Consider the following 21,774-nt stretch of genomic DNA (forward strand, 5'->3'; position numbering starts at 1 on the left):
ATAACATAGCAACGAAAGCCCGGCCGAAGGTCGTGCCGATAACCGGTTGCGGATAAATGCGGGAATGGTCGATCGAAAAGTTGCAGGCACTACAATGCAGCTGCGGAAAGACTGAACGGCGTCGGTGAGGGTCCATAAACAGGGCTAAGCCCGATACTCCTGAATAATAAACAGAGAATTACTGTATCAGCATCTGTCACGCCGTCAAAAAAATTTTTACACTTACACACTAAATGACATTTAATTACGTTGCGAGTGGCTTTCGCTGCCACAGACGTAGCCTGAAATCAGCGTCACAATGGAAACTAACGGTGGATGCCAGCTGTTGCCAGACCTGCTCTGATGCCCGCCAGGCAAAAGGAGTCATCTGTAACAAGGCTGTTGAGGCTTCCGACGTTAAATCCATTGAATAGGTAAGGCGTTTCTCTTGTACCTGAACAAAATCAGACAACGGATGTTCATTGTCTTCATGCTGCTGAACTTCCGAATAGATAAGAGCTTTTAGCTGACGCAAATGATCCGGTCCCGGAGTAACGGTGAGTAAATAGCCCTCCGGTTTCAGGGTTCTCGCCAGCTCCTCATCTTTACAGGGCGCATAGATTCTCAAAACAGCATTCAGGCTTTGATCAGCAAATGGCAAACGGTAACTGGAAGCCACACAGAAACGTATCGCTTTATAGCGTTTGGCCGCATATTTGACAGCCACTTTGGCGACATCAAGACCATAGACAGCGGCCCCCTGCCGTTTTGCAAAACAACGGGCAATCTCTGCGGTGTAATACCCTTCACCACAACCGATATCCAGAATTTGTACGTCAGTCTGCGGAAGATGTTCTGCCAGCATTTCAGTGACGGCACTTCGCATGGGCTGGTAATAACCTTGATCCAGGAAGCTTCGCCTGGCCTGCATCATCTCCGGACTGTCTCCCGGAATTTTCGACCCTTTGTGCTGCACCGGCATGAGGTTAACGTAACCTTCTCTGGCCCGATCAAAATGGTGATTGCCAGTACACCGCCACCCGCCCTGTTGCTGTAACAATGGCTGATGACATAACGGACATATATACACTGCTCGTACCCCACTGATAAAAACAGCCGCAAGTGTACCTGTTCGTCGCCGAAGGAAAAAGCAAAAAACCCCGCTCACTGAGCGGGGTTTCACAATTCATCATTTCAGGAAGTGATTCCGGAAAGAGATTCGTTTAATCAGATAGCAGTTACGTTAACCGCTGCTGGTCCTTTCTGACCGTCCTGAATTTCGAACTCTACGTTCTGGCCTTCAGCCAGAGTTTTGAAGCCATTACCCTGGATTGCAGAGAAATGTACGAATACATCTTTGCTGCCGTCTGCAGGAGTAATGAAACCAAAACCTTTAGACTCGTTGAACCACTTAACCTGACCTTTAATCTTTGCCATTTTGCAAATTCCTTTAAATGTTTATTTTGCCCGGAGGCAGTGTTACAGAAAAACGTGGGACATTACTGAATGAGGCACTAATATTTGGTTCGGCAAAGGAAGCAGTTCTAACGATAACGTCTTTACTCATATCTTCTTTACTGAAAATGCCATACATATACAGAATCGCACCTCGATTAATCTATGAATTGTTATTACATATCCCTTAATTAATGGCAAGCCATTTTTAATACCCCTGCTGGACTTAACGCATATTTATTGACGTAAAACACAGTTTAAACATCGCGCAAGCCCCGCGGGCTGGGTTGTTAACAACGATACCACGAAATGCATATGGCCATTTCAGCTAAGAAAATACCAAAATGTGCTATCAGACCCTGCCAAATATTGTACAGTATTTTAAATTCAATACCTGAAATCAAACAGTAAGAAAATAAACATAAACCAGGTTTTGCATTATGGCAAATAAAGTGACTGAGAATATTATCGGGTTTGCCCGACAGAAATAATACCGTCACAAAACTGTCAATCTGGTTATATTTTTTTATTATGACCGCCAGGTTATCCGGCGACCAGTGCTTCCTCTGGTTCGGACAGAACAGTCCTCAGGATAGTGGTCGGCTCTCTCCTATTTTCCAGGCAGAAAATCTGTCTGCAATAGGCTGCGGGTAATGGTTCATAGCTTCTGACAGTGCCTGCGGAGGAATATCAAGTCCCTCATCACCCAGTTCAAAAACGCCCCAGTGAATGGGGACTGTCTGAGGCTGCCCCGCCGCTTCAAATAATACCACCGCATCAGCAGGAGACATATGGTGATTTTTCATAAACCATTCCGGGGCAAAGGCCCCTACCGGTAACGCCGCATGCGTAAATGGTCCCAGGTACTGTGGAATTTCCAGCAAACTACGGGTAAACCCACTGTCCCCCGAGAACCAGAAACTAAATCCGGAGTGTCTGATGACCCAACCACACCACAGAGATCGATTCTTATCGAACAGACTACGCCGGCTCCAGTGACGGGCGGGCACCGCATGAATTTCTACTCCGGAAAAGGGGCGTTGCTGCCACCAGTCCAGACTCACAACGTTGTGTGCTCCCTGGCGAAAGAACCAGCGCTCCAACCCCACAGGAACAAAAAAAGTTACCGTCGGAAAAGCGGCGATAATCTGGCGGATTGTCGGTTTGTCCAAGTGATCATAATGATTATGGGAGATGAGCACTGCGTCCAGATGAGGCAGGTCCCCGACCTTTAATGGCGCAGGGGTCTTCCTTTGCGGGCCGATAAAAGCTACGGGTGATACACGACGTGAAAAAACCGGATCGATCAACAGGTAGCGTCGATCAACCCTCAACATCAGAGATGCATGGCCAAGCCACCACAGACGGTCATCGTTGCCCTCCAGAGACAATGATGCCATCCATCGCTGGCTGAAGGCGGTATAGCCCCCGGCCGGTGGGTGCGGAATCCCCTGCTGTTTTCGCATCTTTCTCCATTTTTTCAGGTCACCCTGTGCTCTGCTGTCAGGTTCCGTATTCCGGAATCCCTGCAGAGTATGATGAGATTTTGCGGAGTCATACCAGGGATTACGCCATGCCATCAATCATGCACCTCGCGACTGCTCATCGTTCCGGGACAAATTTAAGGTAGCCATTGTCTTCCGGTTCAGTCACTACCGGTTCCGGGACTTCCTCTTCCGCCGGTTCCGGTGGAAGATTCAACTCCAGCAGACGTTTCAGCAATGCATTCTGTTTTTTCTGTTCACGCAATAACGCCTCCAGCAGGTGCACACGGTCGTTCGCACGAACACTGGCCCGGTTAATATAAAACCAGATGATCAGGGCAAAAATCACCGCCACAGCAATTAATGCAGGTAACACGAACGGCCCCATTCCTAACGAAATATCATTCATACACTTGCCTCAACACCCTGAATCACTGAAATAAGCTCTAAAGTGCGATTCTACTCCGGGAAAAAAAAATGATCATCTGCTGTCAGTTTAGCGGAAACAATTTGGCAAAAATAATTCAGTTATCTCTGATCGTCTTCTGTGATGATTTATCGCATCCTGCGTTAATCACACCAAACGTTGATTATCTGAATTTCAGGAGCGAAAAGAGATGATAGTACGGGTTGTCATAGTGTTAGCGATCTTATGGCTGGCAATGCTGCTGACCGGCTATGGTGTGCTGACCGGAAGTCATAAGATTGCTGCCGGACTGGGATTAAGTTGCCAGTACCTGACTGCAAAAGGGTTGACAGTTTCACACTTCCTGAGAACTGACAGTGGTGTGATAGGTAAATCCAGTTGCCCGTGGTTAAATAAAAGTGATGAGAGGAATGAAATCCAGACCAATCCACTGGCCTTCAGATAATCCGCCAGCCAAAAGGCTGGCGGGTCAACGCATATTATTTCAGGTAATCACCACGGCGTAACGCTTCAATACGTTTATCTAAGGGCGGGTGAGACATAAAAAGCTCGCTTAATGACTTCCCTTTACCATTAATGCAAAACGCCATCATATTCCCGGGCTCCTGCGGCTCATAGCTGGTTTTAAGACGCTGCAGAGCGGCAATCATCTTTTCGCGTCCGACCAGCTTCGCAGAGCCAGCATCGGCATGGAATTCACGATGACGAGAAAACCACATAGTAATAATGCTGGCCAAAATACCAAACACTAGTTCCAGAACCGTCGCTACCGCAAAATAGACCAGCGGATTACCGTTACTATTCTCTTCTCCGTCACGATCAGAGGAGAGGAACCCGGCGGCTATCTGGGCAATAATCCGTGAAATAAAGATTACAAAAGTGTTCACTATTCCCTGAATTAGCGTCATGGTCACCATATCACCATTGGCAATGTGACTTATTTCGTGGGCCAGAACGGCTTCAGCCTCATCACGATTCATATTTTGCAATAAACCGGTCGAAACCGCGACCAGCGAAGCATCACGACGAGCCCCGGTAGCAAAAGCATTGATATCTGGTGCATGGTAGATAGCGACTTGCGGCATGGCGATACCTGCCTGACGTGCCTGTTGCGCGACTGTAGACATCAACCAGTTTTCAGTTTCGTTACGTGGCTGCTCAATCACCTCTCCGCCAACGGAACGCAATGCCATCCATTTCGACATCAGTAACGAAACAAATGCGCCACCGAAACCAAACAGCCCGGCCATCACCATCAGTCCCTGGACACTCCCCGATCGAATGCCGGTCAGACTCAGGATCAGACCAAACACCAGCATCACTGCAAGGTTAGTCAGCAAGAAAAGAGCTATACGCATCATAGACGTTTGTTATCCTCATTATTAACGCAGGTTTTCTGTCACCTATCCTATGTGCATTACACCGGTTTTCAAGAGAGTAATCGTTCCAGATACCTGAAAAGACATAACTTTACACTATTAAAGACAGTTTACCGCACTCCTCTGGCAGTTCCTGACATAACCGGGAAACTATTTTCCTTCACCTGCCAACCTACAAAAAAACACCGGACATCCGGTGGTTTTTTTGGTCGCGCAGCAGCTTATTTGCTGGCTGATTTTGCCGGCGTCGCCGCTTCAAGCTGAGCAAGGTCATTAGCAATGTCAACCGTCTCATCCAGATACGGATCAGGCTCTTTATAATCTTTCGGCAACTGATCAAGATTAGTTAATGGCTTTTTACCTTCGGCCTGGTAACGTGCGTTAATCCGGTCAAGACGCTCGGTATCGTCTTCTTTGTTCTCTTTTTCACGCTCGGCGTAATTCAGGGAAACAATATCTATCTTGTCTTTCATCGCATCAAACCGTTTGATGTCCTTAAGGATATACTGGAACTCACGATCTTTGGCGATCCGGGCATTATGTTCAGCAAGTAGTTCCGGAAGATAAGGCTTGATATCACCCGTTTTCTGATAAGTCGCTGCAGGAATACTATCCCACGGTAAAGCATTATCTTCAAATTTCTCGCCGGTTTTAACCGCTTCCACTCCGGTAGGCATAAGCAGATCAGGGGTTACTCCCTTCAGCTGAGTACTGCCACCATTGATACGATAAAACTTCTGAATGGTATACTGAACAGAACCTAATGCAGGCCATTCCGGACGCAACATTTGGTCATAAATCCGGTTAAGCGAACGGTACTGCTGGACGGTTCCTTTACCAAAGGTCGGTTCACCCACAATCAGAGCACGGCCATAATCCTGCATCGCTGCCGCAAAAATTTCAGAAGCAGAAGCACTGAAGCGATCGACAAGAACCACCAGCGGTCCCTTGTAATAGACTATGCCATCATTATCGCTGTCCTGGCGGATTTTGCCGGTATTGTCACGTACCTGGACCACAGGGCCGGAAGGAATGAACAATCCGGAGAGTGACACGGCTTCAGTGAGAGCACCACCGCCATTGGTTCTTAAATCAATCACAATACTGTCGACGTGCTGTTTTTCCAGTTTCTGAAGCTGGACTTTGACATCATCAGTCAGACCCACGTAAAAGCCGGGAATATCCAGTACGCCCACTTTTTCGTTGCCGACCTTATGCACGGACATCTGTACTGCCCGATCTTCAAGACGGATTTTCTCACGCGTCAGGGTAATAATGCGGGTTTTACTGCCCTTACCTGCCGGCAATATTTCCAGCCGAACACGGCTACCTTTCGGCCCTTTAATTTTCTCAACCACATCATCCAGACGCCACCCGATGATATCTTCAATCGGTTTACCTGGCTGTCCGACACCGACAATTCGGTCTCCTACCGACAGTAGTTTACTGCGTGCTGCCGGACCACCGGCGACCATAGAGTTAATCACAACGTAATCATCGTCTGACTGTAATACGGCCCCAATTCCTTCCAGAGACAGGCTCATTTCGGTGTTAAATTGTTCAGTATTACGGGGCGACAGATAGTTAGTGTGAGGATCTATCTGGTGCGCAAAAGAGTTCATTGCCAGTTGGAACACATCTTCGCTGTTGGTCTGAGCCAGACGACGAATAGCAAAGTTATAGCGTTTGGTTAGCGTATCTCTGATTTCAGCATCGGTCTTGCCGGCCAGTTTCAGACTGAGCTCGTCATATTTAACCTTAGCATCCCATAGGCTGTTCAGTTCATCAGTCGTCGTCGGCCATGGTGCTTTTGAACGGTCCAGGTTAATGGTTTCGTTAGTCGAAAAATCCATCGGACGTTTCAGAACTTCCAGCGCATACTGGTAGCGTTCGAATCGGCGCCGTTGGGAGAGATTGAACAGGTCATAAAAAATATCGAGTTTTCCGGTTTTCAGTTCGTCGCCAACCGTCGCGGCCTGCCCTGAATACTGAGCGATATCGGATGCCAGTAATACATTATGGTTGTAATCCAGCATATTCAGATAGCGATCAAAAATCTTCTTCGAAAAATCGCTGTTCAGATCAATCTGCCGGTAATGCGATTGCGTAAAACGGGTGGTAACCCGCTCACTCACTGTCACATGTTGCGGTTCTTCATGCAAAACAGGAATCTGATCTTCACGGGTAATGCTATCCGCCGCAAAAACCTGACCTGCCATCAGCAGGCCAGCGATAATATTCAACTTAAAAAAGGTGTTCATGCCCTGGTCACTCTCCGTTTCAGAACTGCAAGTGTTCTGCGCGTACAATCATAGCCATGCCGGATGAAAGCTGAACCCGCACACCTTCTTTCGATACTTCCAGGACCGTTGCATCCATTGCATTTTGCCCGGCTTTAACTTTAATCGCCTGGCCTGCCTGCAGTACAGAAGTATCAGTCACTGGTTTACGGGATTCGACGGCCCGGGGTGCCCGTGGAGTTGCAGACTTTTTGGCATTCTCACGGGGTTTGCGTGGAGCTTCATCTGAAGCTGCTTTCCGGGGGGCGGGTTTACGAGGCTTGCGTGCTTCGGCAGGCTCTTCGCCGGTTTCTGCCTTACGGGCACGCTGCTGTGCTCTGTGGGCTTGCACTCTGGCTTTGGCTTCTTCCAGTTGTTTGCGGGCATGTTCCACATGTTGCTCATCCAGTTCACCACAAGCATTACCATCAAGATCCACCCGGGAAGCACCGGCTTTAATCCCGTGCAGGTAACGCCAGCTTGAGGTATACAGTCGTAAGGCTGAACGTAACTGGGTTTTGCTGATAGCAGAATCCCCCGGAACACGCTCGACGATATCCTGAAAAATACCAATTTTCAGTGGCTTAGCTTCACCTTCAATGCAAAAACATTGCGGGAATTGCTGTGCCAGAAAGGCGATAACTTCTTTACTGCTATTCAACTTAGGTTGATTTTCCATGAAATTTCCTGATTACAACGGTTTTGCCGACCAAAGAAGGCATGAACAGGCGTCATTATAATGACAACGTTGCTAAATGCTATGCATCCTGTCAATTAGCTGCCGTTCTGTTGCAAAAATCTTTCAATTTCTGTGGCAGACAGTGCGGCAGAGAGCGTTTCAGTCAGGGTACGCAAGCCTTTTTCATCTTCAGCATCAAAACGTCCATAGGCAGTGCTGTCAATATCCAGCACCCCAATGGTCTTCCCGTTAACTGCTACAGGTAACACAATTTCAGAATTACTGGCGGCATCACAGGCAATGTGTCCGGCAAAAGCATGAACATCGGCAACCCGTTGTACGGTATTTTCTGCAACGGCGGTCCCGCAAACACCTCGTCCGACAGGAATACGCACGCAGGCGATTTTGCCCTGGAACGGCCCCAGCACCAATGTTTCAGGCTCACTTAGCAAATAAAACCCCGCCCAGTTTACTTCTGATAACCGTTCGAACAATAACGCACTACAATTGCCCAACAGTGCGAGAAATGAGGTTTCGCCAGAAATCAACGCGCCGAAATCACGGTTAAGCTCATCATAAAATGCTTGTTTGCTCATACACCAACCATATACATTAACAAAATATTATCGACCTCTGTGCCATCCGATAGCACGAAAACATACACAGACATAATGAATCAATAACAGAGTTACTATACTCTTAGCAATCTGTTGTCCGGGAAATCTCTTCATTATCGTCGGCAGAAATATAGCAGACATGCGCTGAGATAATTCAGGATTTTATGCTGCCACACCGGGTAACCATCAAATTCTTTTATGAAAATACTCAAAATCAGACATCCATTACTACAAAGTGACACTCACCGATGTCCTCAATGCGATATCGTTTTCCGTTTGCCAGAGATGAACCCGCACGAAACAGCGTATTGCCCTCGTTGTATGGCGAAAATCCGCAGTGGTCGGGAATGGTCGGTCATGCGACTGGTGGTGTTAGCCATTATAATGTTGTGTCTGATGCCTATGGCTTACAGCCTGCCATTAATCCGGATTTCTTTACTGGGGATGACTATCAATGCCAGCCTCACGGAGGGGGTTTACCAGATTATGGCTCAGGGCGATGTTCTGACAGCAGCCATGGTAATGTTCGGTGCAATAGGCGCCCCGCTCACTTTGGCACTTTCGATGATTTATCTGGTCGTTGGACACGCCCTGGGAATGAATCTGAGACCCGTTTTGCTGATGCTGGAAAAACTCAAAGAATGGGTCATGCTGGACATCTACCTGGTGGGTATTGCTGTCGCCGCCATCAAAGTTCAGGATTATGCCTCATTAGAAGCGGGTTACGGGCTGGTTGCGTTTATTTCACTGACACTACTGAGCCTGCTTATGCTGATAAACATGAACACTGAATCTTTATGGCAACATTATTACCCTCAGCCTCCGGGAGCGCTGGCGAAAGATAAGATAATCGTCTGCCTGAACTGCCATTTCAGTGGCGGTGCTGACAGCAAAGGACGCTGCCCACGCTGCCATACCCAGTTATCCAGGCGGATGCCTTATAGCCTGCAAAAGACCTGGGCGGCACTCATCTCTTCCATCGTTTTCCTGTTCCCGGCAAATATGTTGCCCATCTCGGTGATTTATCTGAATGGTGCCCGTCAGCAGGATACTATTTTTTCAGGTATTTTATCCCTGGGTTCCGGCAATATCCCCGTCGCGATGGTAGTCTTTATCGCCAGTATTCTGGTACCTTTCAGTAAAGTTCTCATCATGCTGTCGTTACTGCTGAGTATCCATTTTCGCTGTGTTCAGGGCCTGAAAACCAGAATCCGTCTGCTGCGTGCCATCAAGTGGATTGGTCGCTGGTCAATGCTGGATTTATTTGTCATTTCGCTGACAATGTCACTGGTAAACCGTGATCAGTTGTTAGCTTTCACCATGGGACCGGCTGCTTTTTACTTCGGTTCTGCCGTAGTCCTGACGATACTTGCCGCCGAATGGCTGGACAGTCGTTTAATCTGGGATGCATATACAACAGGAAACGCCGAATATGCCGATTAGTTCAGCGGTAACAAAAAAGCGCAAAATTTCCCCGTTCTGGCTGTTGCCATTGGTGGCTTTACTGATCACCGGTTGGCTACTGTGGCAGAACTATCAGGAGCGTGGAACCTCTATTACCATCAATTTTCAGACTGCCGATGGTATTGTCCCCGGACGTACACCTATTCGTTATCAGGGCGTACAGGTCGGGACCGTTGAAGGCATTGTACTCAGCGATGATTACCGGACAATCCGCATTAAGGCCAGTATTAAAAGTGATATGAAAGATGCGCTGCGCGAGAAAACGCAGTTCTGGCTGGTGACGCCACAGGCATCACTGGCCGGGGTCTCCGGACTCGATGCGCTGGTAGGGGGTAACTACATCTCAATGATGCCGGGTTCAGGTAAACCTCAGGAAAATTTTACAGCGCTTGATTCGCAACCGAAGTTTAACACCAATATCTCCGGGTTGATGTTACATCTTAACGCCACAGATTTAGGTTCTCTGTCTACCGGTTCACTGGTCTACTACCGGAAAATTCCTGTAGGTAAGGTGTATAACTACAGTGTTAATGGTGACAACCAGGGGGTAGTCATTGATGTCCTGATTGAGCGCCGTTACGGTAATCTGGTGAAAAAAGACAGTCGTTTCTGGAACGTTTCAGGAGTAGATGCCAGTATTGGGTTAAATGGTGTCAATGTGCGGATGGATAGCTTGCCGGCGCTGATCAACGGTGCCATTGCATTCGATTCGCCGACTACCAGCCCGGCAGCCACTGCGGACGAAACCTATACACTGTATCCTAACCTGGCAGAAAGCCACCGCGGCGTAAAAATATCCCTCGATCTGCCTGACGGTAACAACCTGACTGCAGGATCTACCCCGCTGATGTATCAGGGACTGCAGGTCGGAACCCTGACTAAACTGAACCTGGCCGACCCGCAGCATGTCAGTGGTGAACTGACCATCGACCCGTCAGTGACTGATCTGATGCGCAGTCAGACCAGGATTGAATTACACTCTCCGAAACTCAGCCTGGCTGACACCTCTGTAAGCAGTCTGTTGACCGGTGATTCATTAGTACTGGTGCCGGGGGCTGGCGACCCACAATCACATTTCACGGTATACCCGTCGACACAAACTCTGATGCGGACTCCGGGGACACTCAATGTACAGCTGACAGCCGATGACAGCTACGGCATTTCTGCAGGTCAGCCGCTGATCCTTAATGGCGTGCCGATTGGTACAGTTTCAGAACGTCAACTGACCGATAACGGAGTCCGTTTTGTCGTTTCGGTCTCTGGCGCTTATCGGCAATTTGTTCATGCTAACAGTAAATTTATTGCCGATAGCCAGATTCGGGTTAATGTCAGCCTGGACGGTGTTCAGATGGTAGGTGCCAGCCCCGGAGAATGGTTACAGGGCGGTATCCGACTGTTGCCAGGTGATAAAGGACAGCCCGTCAGCAGTTATCCTTTATTTGCCGATGCAGGTAAAGCAGCAGAAGGTATTACTGGTGACAAACCTTCCACCACACTGACACTGACCGCCGCCAGTCTGCCAGATATTCAGGCAGGGTCGGTAGTGCTATATCGTCGTTTCCAGGTCGGTGAAATAGTGGCGGTAACCCCTCTCAGAGATAAATTCCTGGTGGCGGTACATATCAATCCTGCATACAGGAATCTGATCACTAAAGATACGGTATTTTGGGCAGAAGGTGGTGCACGGGTTCAGTTAAACACCAGTGGCATTACTGTTCAGGCAACCCCACTTAACCGGGCCCTGAAAGGCGCGATCAGTTTTGATAATCTTGACGGCGCTAATCATCAGTCAGGACAAACACGGGTGCTCTACCCGACCGAGACTGCCGCCAGAGCCATCGGCAGCCAGATTACATTACGCACTTATGACGGCAGTAAACTCTCTACCGGCATGCCTATCCGTTATCTGGGGATCACTATCGGTCAGATCGAGTCGTTATCACTAAATGCTGCCAACAATCAGGTCCTGGCTAAAGCGGTGCTGTACCCGGAATATGTGAATGACTTTGCCCGCGCCGGGAGTCGTTTCTCGGTCATTTCCCCTGAAATTTCTCCAACCGGGGTGAATCACCTCGAATCTATCTTACAGCCTTATGTGAATGTTGACCCGGGCAAAGGTGCAGTCACGCGCAGTTTTGAGCTGCAACAGGCGACCATTACCGATTCCCGGTATCTGAACGGCAGAACATTCTATGTGGATGCACCTGAAGCCGGATCTCTGACCATTGGCACTCCGATATTATTCCGTGGCGTTGAAGTCGGTACCGTCACCGGAACCTCTTTGGGTGCTCTTGCCGATCGTGTACAGGTAGCGATACGTATCAGCCAGCGTTATCAGTATCTGGTCAGAAACAACTCTGTCTTCTGGCTGGCCTCCGGATACAGTCTGAACTTTGGTCTGGTGGGCGGCGTAGTTAAAACGGGAACCTTCCAGCAATTTATTCGTGGCGGGATTCAGTTTGCTACCCCACCTACCGTTCCATTGGCTCCGGAAGCCACGGCAGAGAAACATTTCCTGCTGCTTAATGAAGCCCCCAAAAACTGGCAGCAATGGGGCACTGCAATTTCACAGTAACTGATGTAAACGGATAACGGGCAGCAAAGCTGCCCGTTATCATGTTACAATAGCGGATTATTTTCTGACGGTAACCTGCTGTGTCCGACTCCCTGTTTTTCCCCGAAGACTTTTTGTTACAGATGCAACAACTGCTGGCCGATGATCAGCAGTTTTCCCGGTTTAAAGCCCTCTGTCATCAGCCATTGCGTCGCAGTATCCGCGTAAATACGCTGAAAATATCTGTGGATGATTTTCTGGAACAGGTCTCCGTCTATGACTGGCAACTCACGCCTGTCCCCTGGTGCGAAGAAGGGTTTTGGGTCAGCAGAGCCGATGAATCCCTGCCGCTGGGCAGCGTGGCCGAACATTTAAGCGGATTATTTTATATCCAGGAAGCCAGCTCTATGCTGCCGGTGACCGCTCTGTTTGCCCACAGTGAATCGCCGGTATATGTGATGGATATGGCCGCCGCCCCGGGTTCAAAGACCACACAGATCGCCGCCAGAATGAAGAATCAGGGGATGATCCTGGCCAATGAATACTCTGCCAGCCGGGTGAAAGTGCTGCATGCCAATATCAACCGTTGTGGGGTGACCCATAGTGCGCTAACCCACTTCGATGCTGCAGTCTTCGGTCCGGCATTGCCGGAGCAGTTCGATGCCATACTGCTGGATGCTCCCTGCTCCGGCGAAGGAGTGATTCGTAAAGATCCTCAGGCACTCAAAAACTGGAGTATGGAAAGCTGCAGACAGATAGCGGCGACACAGCAACAACTGCTGCAGAGTGCCTTTCATGCCCTGAAACCCGGCGGAACCCTGGTATACTCTACCTGTACACTGAATACCCTGGAGAATCAGCAGGTGGTTAACACCCTGCTGACACAATTCGCGGACGCTGCAGAAGTGGTTGCCCTGACTGAATTGTTCAGCGGTGCAGAACGCGTCGCCACGCCGGAAGGATATCTTCACGTTTTTCCCCACTGTTTTGATAGTGAAGGATTCTTTGTCGCCTGTTTACGTAAAACTGCCAGCGTTGCCCCGCTTCCGGCCCCGACCTACAAAGTGGGTAAGTTTCCCTTCAGCCCGCTCACCTCAAAACAGACTACAGAGGTCCGCAGGCATGCGGCAGCTTCCGGGTTACACTGGGATGACGGTCTTGAACTCTGGTCACGGGATAAGGAAGTCTGGTTATTCCCGCGGGCCGCTACCCCCCTTTTCGGCCGGATCCGTTTTTCACGGATTGGCTTAAAACTGGCTGAAACCTTTGCTAAAGGTTACCGCTGGCAAAACGAAGCGGTTATTGCACTGGCCGATTCAGCCCATGCTTCCGCTATTGAACTGACGGATGACGAGGCCGAAGAGTGGTTTCGTGGCAGAGACATTTATCCGCCACAGCCACTGCCGACAGACGAAATGCTGGTGCTACACCGCGGACAACCACTGGGGCTGGCGAAAAAGGTCGGAAACCGGATTAAAAACAGTTATCCACGTGAACTTGTCAGAGATGGCCGGCTGTTTCGTTAGACCGGAGCAAAAAAAGACCGGGCACAAATCCTGTGACCGGTCCAGGGAAATGGCTCAGAGAGCCGTGCGCTAAAAATTGGCATCACGAGGTAGTTGGCCTCATAAAGTAATCATAGTTGAGTTTTGCCTTATTTCCAGCGCAGTCATTTCACCGCGATTATCCCTTGCTAAGAATTATTTTCCGCACAAAGATTGTGCTTTATTAATCAATGGCTGAAGGCTCATTTTCTGCCCCGGGTGACTTTTGTCATCAGAGAGCAGCGGAGTAATATCCCCTCCCTGCGACAGCCCCTGTTTCACCCTGATCTGTGCTTTTTCATTCAGAGGATAGTTCATTAATGTTGAGGGATTAATCGCAAATAATGAACCATCCGGTTCACAGGTCAGCATAATCTCATCGCGGTCACGAAACGGCCAGATGTCTTTGCCAGTATCCAGACGGTTGACAGTGATGACCTGAGTCGCAAACGCCTGGCCGCAGACCAATAGCAGTAACAGCGAGGGAAGTAATTTTTTCATTAAATATAAACCTTCAATACACAGTGATAACGGAATGACTTTACACCGGTGACAGGGTGGCAAACAAACTCACCACCGCAATTACCACCAGTGAAACGAATAATTCAAGTTGAGTCAGACGGATAAACCAACGACGGCTCGGCTCCGGGCATCGGGAAAAACGTGGAACCAGCCAGTACCGGTTATACAGTGCAATGGCTACCATCAGTAATACCAGGCTGACTTTGAACAACAGCCAAAGTAGCCAGGCAGAATAATGCAGCGGGAAACCGGCAATCAGCAAAGTATTCAACACACCGCTGATAATCGTCAGGGCCACTGCCCAGTGGCCATAGCGGGAAAACCTCATCATCGTCCGGATAGCGTTGCTATCATCAGGACGGCTGCTGGCCTGTTTCATCAGCCATAACAACGGAAACAGGCCCCCGCACCAGAAGGTCGCCGCAGTCAGATGGACCGTCTGGCTGACCTGACCTGCCAGCCCCCGAACTCCGTCATGCATTGCAGCGTGACCTGTCATCGCCATAAACATCAGCCCGACAATACACCCCGCCAGCAACAGAAATCCGCCCCGCCGGCTGTTGAAACTGAGCAACAGTAAACACAGCAGCGCCAGTAACATTTCCGGCAACCACGCCTGACCGAACCGGGTGCCGGACACAGCGTTCCACACTGAAGCCTGCCAGATTCCGTCCGTCGTGCCACTCATGAGTATCGTCTGTACTGCAAACATTGCTACAGCTGACACTAATGCGATAACGGCAGCACATACTGTACCGATTTTTAAGTGTGACCAGAGAAGTCCCGCATATTCCTCCGGAGCAAGGATGGCCCGGTAACTGGCACAGCCCGTCAGCAATATCAGACTGGTAAAATGGATAAATCTCAGCAGAATATAGCTGGCGGCAATCACGAGTGACTCCGCACAGAGAAAAATATTAATATCTTAGGAAGGGGAAATACAGTCGCTCTGTCCGGCATGTCGTTACGCAACACGCTGATCTCCTGAAACTATTGGTAAGCTGACGCAAGGATACGCCGCTAATATGCTGCTGTCGAGTCCGGTCGTTATGCCTAAGGGTTGATTGCAGAGGGATAAAGTTTTACTTTGTGACTAAATAATCAGGAGTCGCCAATGAGTTTTAATTTAGCACTGCTTGGTGCAGAAGAAAAAGACCGAATCAATACCGATCTGGCTGCGTCAGGTGTGGCCTTTAAAGAGCGGTATAATATGCCGGTAGTGGCTGAAATTGTCGAAAGAGAGCAGCCTGCTGAAATGCAGGAGTGGTTCCGTCAGCGACTGGGGGTATTCCGACAAACCTCTCTGACACTGTCACGTTTACCTTATGAACCGAAACAGAAAAACTGATGTTACGGGTGATTGATACGGAAACCTGTGATCTGCAGGGCGGGATTGTCGAAATTGCCTCCGTAGATGTGATCAACGGTCAGATTGTCAACCCAATGAGTGATTTGGTCTGCCCCGACCGACCAATCAGCCATCAGGCTATGGCAATTCACCGGATTACACCACAGATGGTGGCAGATAAACCCACGCTGGAGCAGATTATTACCCGCTATCAAGGCAGTGATTGCTATGTTGCGCATAATGCCAGTTTTGACCGGCGGGTTTTGCCTGAAATGGGTGGACAATGGTTGTGCACTTTAAAAATGGCCCGCAAATTGTGGCCGGGAAGAAAGTACGGTAATCAGGCTTTACGCCACAGCCTGAACCTTGAAGTCACTCCTCCGCCCGATTTGCATGCTCACCGCGCTTTGTATGACTGTTACATCACGGCGGCGTTATTACTAAGAATTATCGACGAGTCCGGCTGGGACGCGTCGCAAATGCTGGAAATTTGCCAGCCCACCGCCGTCGCTGACGATGTGTTTCCATTCGGTAAATACCGTGGTCAACCCGTCGCACTGGTCGCCCGCAAAAACCCGGGCTACCTGCGCTGGATGCTGGACAATCTGACGGACTTACGCCCCGCGTTCCGTCAAACGTTACAGCGTTATCTGAGAGATCAACCCTGATATTCTGCCGGCGGCAGCTTGCCTTCCGCCAGTGCAATCAGAAATGCGCTTTCCATCGCGGTGTCTTCATAAGCCTTGAAACGCCCTGATTTCCCCCCGTGCCCGGCATCCAAATCTGTCCAGAGCAACAGCAGATTATTGTCGGTTTTTTTAACGCGTAACTTTGCCACCCATTTTGCAGGTTCCCAGTATTGCACCTGAGAATCGTGTAATCCTGTTGTCACCAGCATATGCGGGTAGTCCTGAGCCGCTACGTTATCATAAGGGCTGTAAGCACGGATAATGGCATAGCTGTCAGCCTGTTGCGGATTCCCCCATTCATCATATTCGCCGGTGGTCAGCGGTATGCTTTCATCCAGCATGGTGGTGACCACATCCACGAATGGCACCTGGGCCACCACCCCGTGATACAACTCCGGGGCCTGATTCACCACCGCCCCCATCAGCAAGCCGCCAGCACTTCCGCCCATGGCATAGCATCGCTGTGGGTGGCCGTAACCCTGCTTAAGAAGTTGCCGGGTCGACTGGATAAAATCACTGAAACTATGCTGCTTATTTTTCAGCCGTCCGGCATCATACCAGGCCTGGCCCAGCTCACCTCCGCCACGAATATGGATTAAGGCATAAACGAATCCCCGATCGAGCAGGCTGAGACGGCTGCTGCTAAAATCTGCGTCCATGCTGCTACCGTAGGCACCATACCCGTAAACCAGCAAGGGGTTTTCCCCACGTTTGAACAGGTCTTTCCGGTAAACCAGCGATACCGGAACCTGACAGTCATCCTCCATTGTCAGCCAGAGATATTCGCTGTGATACTTAACGGCTGAAAATCCTTTCACCGCGCTCTGTTTCAGGGTTTTGCGTTCACCACTGTCAAGATCGAGCTGGTAGGTAGTGGCCGGAGTGGTCATTGAAGAATAACCGTATCGTAGTTGCGAAGTTTCCGGCGACGGGTTGTAACCCAGCCAGGTTACATAAGTCGGGTCATCGAAACTGATCAACCGCTGTTCATCACGGAAACGATGATATTGGGACAGGCAACTTAGCCCGTTTTCCCGCTCTTCTGTCACCAGCCAGTCGCGGAACACCTGAAAATCTTCCAGCACCCGGTGCTCTCTGACTGGTATCAGCGTCTTCCAGTGCATTTCATCCCTTTGGCACTGGTCGGCGCTGTACAGGGCAAAGTTAATACCGGCGGTATTCGAGCGTATATAAAACTGCTGCTGATAATGATCGAGCCCATACTCATGTCCCTCCCGGCGGGGTAAGAAGCACTCAGGTTCGGATTGGGGTTGACTGGCATCTAGCAGCCAGATTTCGCTGGTTGTCGTACTGTCGATAATAATTTCAATGTAATCTTCAGAGGTCGTTTTCCCGAGGCTGACATAAAAACTGTCATCATCCTCCTGATAGACCAGTTGATCCTGGCTGACCGGTGTACCCACTTCATGACGCCACACCTGCCAGGGTAATAGTGTTTCAGGATCCTGACGAACATAGAATAACGTGCGGCCATCATTGGCCCACATCAGCGAGGGAGAAACACCCGTCAGCACTTCCGGAAACCAGCGGTCTTCATATAAATCATACAACCGGATTTCATACTGACGCCGGGAGAGGAAATCCTCTGCAACCGCCATCAGAGTATTGTCCGTGGTAATATCCAGAGCACCCAGACTGTAGAACGGATGAGTTTCTGCTCTTTTATTACAGTCAATCAGACACTGCCAGCGGGGTTCTCCCTGGGTCGTTTGCGGGGCACGACACCATAACGGATATTCGCCCCCTGCTTCAAAACGTTGCTGATACAAAAAACCATTTTTAAGATAAGGAACGGAGTGATCTTTTGGTGGAATACGAGCTACCATCTCCTGGTAGAGCGTCTCTTCCAGAGTTTTCAACGGAGCCAGTTGTTGCTGACAATAATTATTTTCCTGTCGCAGATAATCCAATACTTCCGGGCTGGACCTTTCATCATCCCGTAGCCAGTAGTAGTCATCAATCCGGGTATCACCGTGCATCACCATCGTATGAGGATGTCTTGCCGCATTAGGAATTTTCATCGTATCTGTCCTGAAAAATTGGGTCGTATTCCGCCGAAAAAACACCGACTACTGTGGTTAAAGGTGACAGTGTCACGATGGTAACTGTCTGTCTCAGTGCAAGACTTTACCATTATAAAAAAGAAATCGCCTGCTAATGCCTGCGCAATCGTTTTCCTTTATACTGTGCGGCAGTTTTTGAACAGAATTAACGGGTGGAAATAATGGTAACTCTCGGAACTGCACTGCGTCCGTCAGCAACACGTGTCATGTTATTAGGCTCCGGTGAACTGGGGAAAGAAGTCGCCCTGGAGTGTCAGCGGTTGGGTGTCGAAGTCATCGCCGTTGACCGCTATGCTGAAGCACCGGCAATGCATGTGGCTCATCGTAGTTATGTCATCAATATGCTGGATGGCGAAGCTCTGGCGGCGATTATTGCCAAAGAAAAACCTGATTATGTGGTTCCGGAAATTGAAGCCATTGCAACAGATAAGTTGCTGGAGCTTGAACAACAAGGTGTGCATGTTGTTCCAACGGCTCGTGCCGCAAAGCTGACCATGAACCGGGAAGGTATCCGCCGTCTGGCAGCCGAAGAACTGGCCCTTCCCACCTCCGGCTATCGGTTCGCTGACAGCCAGCAGGCGTTTGTGGCTGCTGCTCGCGAAATCGGCTTTCCGTGTATCGTCAAACCCGTTATGAGTTCCTCGGGTAAAGGTCAGAGCTTTATTCGTGATGAATCAGGACTGGAAAAAGCCTGGCAGTATGCACAGCAAGGCGGTCGTGCTGGTGCGGGACGAGTTATCGTCGAAGCTGTAGTGAAGTTTGACTTTGAAATCACCCTGCTCACCGTCCATGCTGCCGACGGAATTCACTTCTGTGCACCCATCGGACATCGCCAGGAGGACGGGGATTACCGCGAATCATGGCAGCCGCAGGCCATGAGTGATTTAGCATTGCAACGGGCTCAACAGATTGCAGAGTCGGTGGTCAAAGCTCTGGGAGGTTACGGTCTGTTTGGGGTTGAACTGTTTGTCTGTGGTGACGAAGTTATCTTCAGCGAAGTCTCGCCTCGCCCGCATGATACAGGAATGGTGACCCTGATTTCTCAGGATCTGTCAGAATTTGCCCTGCATGTTCGCGCTTTCCTTGGTTTACCGGTTGGAGGTGTCCGTCAGTATGGTCCATCCGCATCTGCGGTGATCCTGCCAGAGTTAACCAGTCAGGATGTACGTTTTTCAGCCGTAGAACAGGCCGTTGGTGCCGGGTTGCAGTTACGTCTTTTTGGTAAACCGGAAATTGAAGGTCGCCGTCGACTCGGTGTCGCCTTAGCCACCGGTGAAAGTACCGACGAAGCTGTCAGCCGCGCTATCTCAGCAGCCAGCTCAGTAAGCGTCACAGATAAATAACTGCCTTTTCCCCAAATTTCCTTAACGGATAACGCCATACTAATGGCGTTATCCGGTTTCTCTCTTGCACCATTATCTGTTCTGCCAGAACTCACTCTGCAGTAAATGTGTTTCTTCTTCCAGTTCACTAAACGGACCGGTCAAAGTTATAGCCTTCTGGCCCTGTCTGAACACCTCTTCAGCCGCCAGACTCATTGTCGGATTTTGAGGATGGCTACCGGTACATTCCAGTAATCTCTGCTCTGACATACCAAACACCACATGCCCAATGTTGGCCCAGTAGAGGGTTCCTGCACACATGCAACAGGGTTCTACTGCGGTATATAATGTGCAATTCCACAGATAACTGGCCGGATAGTTTGCTGCCGCAATACGCGCCAGCGTAGATTCCGCGTGGTTTACTGTATCAATGTTACATTGTGTCATGAGGACTGTCTGATTATCCGGGGCCACCAGCACCGCGCCAAATGGATGATTTCCCATTACCATAGCACGCCTGCCGACTTCGTTTGACAGGCGGAGAAACTGAATCATTTGATGACGTGTTGGTTTCATACTCTGTGACTCCCTGATTTTTCCGTACCCATCTCATCCAGCTTATCGCGACCATTAATCACGGCATTAAGTAGTACTGCAGTGAAACCGCCGATAAAAATGCCACTGTCCAGCAGTAACTTAAGAGATGACGGTAAACCGTTAAACAGCCCCGGGAATGCCATAGGTAGTGTACCGACGCTGACTGAGGTCGCGATAATCAATGCATTTTTTTCTTTGTCACAGCCTGCGCGGCACAGTTCCTGTATCCCTGCAACCAGTGTCATACCAAACATCAGAATCCCGACGCCTCCCAGTACCGGCCGGGGAATGGTTGCCACCAGAGCGCCGATTTTAGGGAACACCCCCAGTAAAATTAGAATGATACCCGCTATCGTCAGGACATTTCGGTTATAGACCCGGGTCAACATCAGAAGTCCGGCATTCTGCGAAAATGCGTTATAGGGGAAACTGTTCAGGCATCCCCCAACGATGGTGGATAATCCGTCCGCCCGTAAAGTATCTGCCAGACGGGCTGGCGTAGTTTTTTGCCCCATCAGGCGGTCAATCAGTAACACATTGCCGGTGGTTTCAGTCATAACAATCACCATCGACAGGCAGGCGACCAGCACTGGTGTCAGCGAGAATTTGGGGAGTCCAAAACTGAAAGGCGTGCTGATTCCAATCCATGATGCATCTGCCACAGCGCCGAAATGAGTCATCCCCAGCGGGACTGCAACCAGAGTCCCCGCTATCATACCCAGCAAGGTACTCAGATTTCGTATCAGTCCACGGGATTTACAATACAGACACAGGGTAAGTATCAAGGTTATCCCACCAACCAAAAGATATTTAGGGGCTGCAAAATCAGTAGCCCCCGGATTCCCTCCCCCAAGCCAGATAGCCGCAGCGGGGATCAGCGAGATGCCGATAATGGTAATGACACAACCAATCACCAGAGGAGGGAAAAAGCGGACCAGCCGGCTGAATAAGGGGGCAAAAACGAGGGTGAACAGCCCCGCCGCTATCGAGGAACCAAAAACTGTTGGCAGCCCGTATTGCTGTCCAATCAATGCCATCGGTGCCAGTACCACAAATGAGCATCCTTGTATCAGGGGCAATCGTGCACCAAACCGACCTACTCCGACAGACTGAAGTAAAGTCGCCAGGCCCGATGTTAAGAGACTGGCATTAACCAGCAGTATGGTTTGCTGGCTGTTGAGATTCATCACAGATGCAATAATTAATGGCACGGTAACTGTTCCTGCATACATGATCATCACATGTTGCAATCCCAGTGATACTAAGCGGCGAACCGGCAACGGCTGCTGTTCACCGGACGAAACCTGAGGGTTACTCATGGATAAACTCCGAAGATAATGGTTGACGCTTG

At 49.7% G+C, this 21,774-nt stretch carries 21 protein-coding genes; 7 read left to right on the top strand and 14 right to left on the bottom strand.

Features of this window, described 5'->3' with window-relative positions; all coding sequences use genetic code 11:
- Window positions 1–244: 244 nt before the first annotated feature.
- The 5 genes from rlmA to HA49_RS05065 form a co-directional block, all read right to left on the bottom strand.
- A complete protein-coding gene (rlmA, locus tag HA49_RS05050) occupies window positions 245–1,069 on the bottom strand; it encodes a 23S rRNA (guanine(745)-N(1))-methyltransferase (protein WP_038020855.1) in 825 nt (274 codons plus the stop codon).
- Between the two features lie 137 nt (window positions 1,070–1,206).
- Window positions 1,207–1,416, bottom strand: coding sequence for a transcription antiterminator/RNA stability regulator CspE (gene cspE, locus HA49_RS05055; protein ID WP_001062678.1), 210 nt, complete (start codon window positions 1,414–1,416; stop codon window positions 1,207–1,209).
- A gap of 13 nt (window positions 1,417–1,429) precedes the next feature.
- Entirely contained in the window at window positions 1,430–1,573 is a 144-nt protein-coding gene (locus HA49_RS21415; protein ID WP_169748764.1) for a DUF2627 domain-containing protein, read from the bottom strand.
- A gap of 448 nt (window positions 1,574–2,021) precedes the next feature.
- On the bottom strand, window positions 2,022–3,014 hold the full coding sequence (locus HA49_RS05060) for an MBL fold metallo-hydrolase (protein ID WP_038020856.1): 993 nt from the start codon (window positions 3,012–3,014) through the stop codon (window positions 2,022–2,024).
- 22 nt (window positions 3,015–3,036) lie between these two features.
- Window positions 3,037–3,327 carry a YebO family protein gene (locus HA49_RS05065; protein WP_038020857.1) on the bottom strand — a complete coding sequence of 97 codons (291 nt, stop codon included), beginning with the start codon at window positions 3,325–3,327 and terminating at the stop codon, window positions 3,037–3,039.
- A 208-nt stretch (window positions 3,328–3,535) separates the two neighbouring features.
- Between HA49_RS05065 and HA49_RS05070 the strand changes: the two genes are divergently transcribed.
- Entirely contained in the window at window positions 3,536–3,790 is a 255-nt protein-coding gene (locus tag HA49_RS05070) for a YobH family protein (RefSeq protein WP_038020859.1), read from the top strand.
- Window positions 3,791–3,824: 34 nt separating this feature from the next.
- Here HA49_RS05070 and htpX read toward each other — a convergent pair whose 3' ends face one another.
- The 4 genes from htpX to HA49_RS05090 form a co-directional block, all read right to left on the bottom strand.
- On the bottom strand, window positions 3,825–4,706 hold the full coding sequence (htpX, locus tag HA49_RS05075) for a protease HtpX (RefSeq protein WP_038020860.1): 882 nt from the start codon (window positions 4,704–4,706) through the stop codon (window positions 3,825–3,827).
- 239 nt (window positions 4,707–4,945) lie between these two features.
- Window positions 4,946–6,985: a carboxy terminal-processing peptidase gene (prc, locus tag HA49_RS05080; RefSeq protein WP_038020947.1), complete on the bottom strand. Its 2,040-nt coding sequence runs from the start codon at window positions 6,983–6,985 to the stop codon at window positions 4,946–4,948.
- 19 nt (window positions 6,986–7,004) lie between these two features.
- A complete protein-coding gene (gene proQ, locus HA49_RS05085) occupies window positions 7,005–7,682 on the bottom strand; it encodes an RNA chaperone ProQ (protein ID WP_038020949.1) in 678 nt (225 codons plus the stop codon).
- A 95-nt stretch (window positions 7,683–7,777) separates the two neighbouring features.
- A complete protein-coding gene (locus HA49_RS05090; RefSeq protein WP_038020950.1) occupies window positions 7,778–8,278 on the bottom strand; it encodes a GAF domain-containing protein in 501 nt (166 codons plus the stop codon).
- A gap of 219 nt (window positions 8,279–8,497) precedes the next feature.
- Here HA49_RS05090 and yebS point away from each other — a divergent pair, with 219 nt between their 5' ends.
- From yebS to rsmF, 3 genes are all read left to right on the top strand, one after another.
- Window positions 8,498–9,742: a membrane integrity lipid transport subunit YebS gene (gene yebS, locus HA49_RS05095; RefSeq protein WP_038020952.1), complete on the top strand. Its 1,245-nt coding sequence runs from the start codon at window positions 8,498–8,500 to the stop codon at window positions 9,740–9,742.
- Window positions 9,711–12,338: a PqiB family protein gene (locus HA49_RS05100; protein WP_038022444.1), complete on the top strand. Its 2,628-nt coding sequence runs from the start codon at window positions 9,711–9,713 to the stop codon at window positions 12,336–12,338. The genes yebS and HA49_RS05100 overlap by 32 nt, the downstream gene beginning before the upstream one ends.
- A gap of 80 nt (window positions 12,339–12,418) precedes the next feature.
- Entirely contained in the window at window positions 12,419–13,843 is a 1,425-nt protein-coding gene (gene rsmF / locus HA49_RS05105; RefSeq protein ID WP_038020953.1) for a 16S rRNA (cytosine(1407)-C(5))-methyltransferase RsmF, read from the top strand.
- Window positions 13,844–14,017: 174 nt separating this feature from the next.
- Here the strand turns inward: rsmF and HA49_RS05110 are convergent, their stop codons facing one another.
- Both HA49_RS05110 and copD read right to left on the bottom strand, forming a co-directional pair.
- On the bottom strand, window positions 14,018–14,362 hold the full coding sequence (locus tag HA49_RS05110; protein WP_038020954.1) for a DUF2511 domain-containing protein: 345 nt from the start codon (window positions 14,360–14,362) through the stop codon (window positions 14,018–14,020).
- Window positions 14,363–14,402: 40 nt separating this feature from the next.
- On the bottom strand, window positions 14,403–15,275 hold the full coding sequence (gene copD / locus HA49_RS05115; RefSeq protein WP_245610155.1) for a copper homeostasis membrane protein CopD: 873 nt from the start codon (window positions 15,273–15,275) through the stop codon (window positions 14,403–14,405).
- Window positions 15,276–15,497: 222 nt separating this feature from the next.
- On the opposite strand from copD, the gene HA49_RS05120 reads away from it, so the two are divergent.
- On the top strand, window positions 15,498–15,731 hold the full coding sequence (locus tag HA49_RS05120) for a DNA polymerase III subunit theta (RefSeq protein ID WP_038020956.1): 234 nt from the start codon (window positions 15,498–15,500) through the stop codon (window positions 15,729–15,731).
- The gene (gene exoX, locus HA49_RS05125; RefSeq protein WP_038020958.1) at window positions 15,731–16,399 is read left to right on the top strand and encodes an exodeoxyribonuclease X; all 669 of its coding nucleotides are present in this window, start codon (window positions 15,731–15,733) and stop codon (window positions 16,397–16,399) included. Before HA49_RS05120 ends, exoX begins: the two co-directional genes overlap by 1 nt.
- Here exoX and HA49_RS05130 read toward each other — a convergent pair.
- A complete protein-coding gene (locus HA49_RS05130; RefSeq protein ID WP_038020960.1) occupies window positions 16,390–18,462 on the bottom strand; it encodes a S9 family peptidase in 2,073 nt (690 codons plus the stop codon). The genes exoX and HA49_RS05130 overlap by 10 nt on opposite strands.
- Window positions 18,463–18,665: 203 nt before the next feature.
- Between HA49_RS05130 and purT the strand changes: the two genes are divergently transcribed.
- Window positions 18,666–19,847 carry a formate-dependent phosphoribosylglycinamide formyltransferase gene (purT, locus tag HA49_RS05135; protein WP_038020961.1) on the top strand — a complete coding sequence of 394 codons (1,182 nt, stop codon included), beginning with the start codon at window positions 18,666–18,668 and terminating at the stop codon, window positions 19,845–19,847.
- Window positions 19,848–19,919: 72 nt separating this feature from the next.
- Here the strand turns inward: purT and HA49_RS05140 are convergent, their stop codons facing one another.
- Both HA49_RS05140 and HA49_RS05145 read right to left on the bottom strand, forming a co-directional pair.
- Entirely contained in the window at window positions 19,920–20,402 is a 483-nt protein-coding gene (locus tag HA49_RS05140; RefSeq protein ID WP_038020963.1) for a nucleoside deaminase, read from the bottom strand.
- Window positions 20,399–21,742, bottom strand: a complete 1,344-nt coding sequence (locus HA49_RS05145) for a nucleobase:cation symporter-2 family protein (RefSeq protein ID WP_038020964.1) — start codon at window positions 21,740–21,742, stop codon at window positions 20,399–20,401. The genes HA49_RS05140 and HA49_RS05145 overlap by 4 nt, the downstream gene beginning before the upstream one ends.
- Between the last annotated feature and the right edge of the window lie 32 nt (window positions 21,743–21,774).

The organism is Tatumella morbirosei (assembly GCF_000757425.2).
Taxonomy (GTDB): Bacteria; Pseudomonadota; Gammaproteobacteria; order Enterobacterales; family Enterobacteriaceae; genus Tatumella; species Tatumella morbirosei.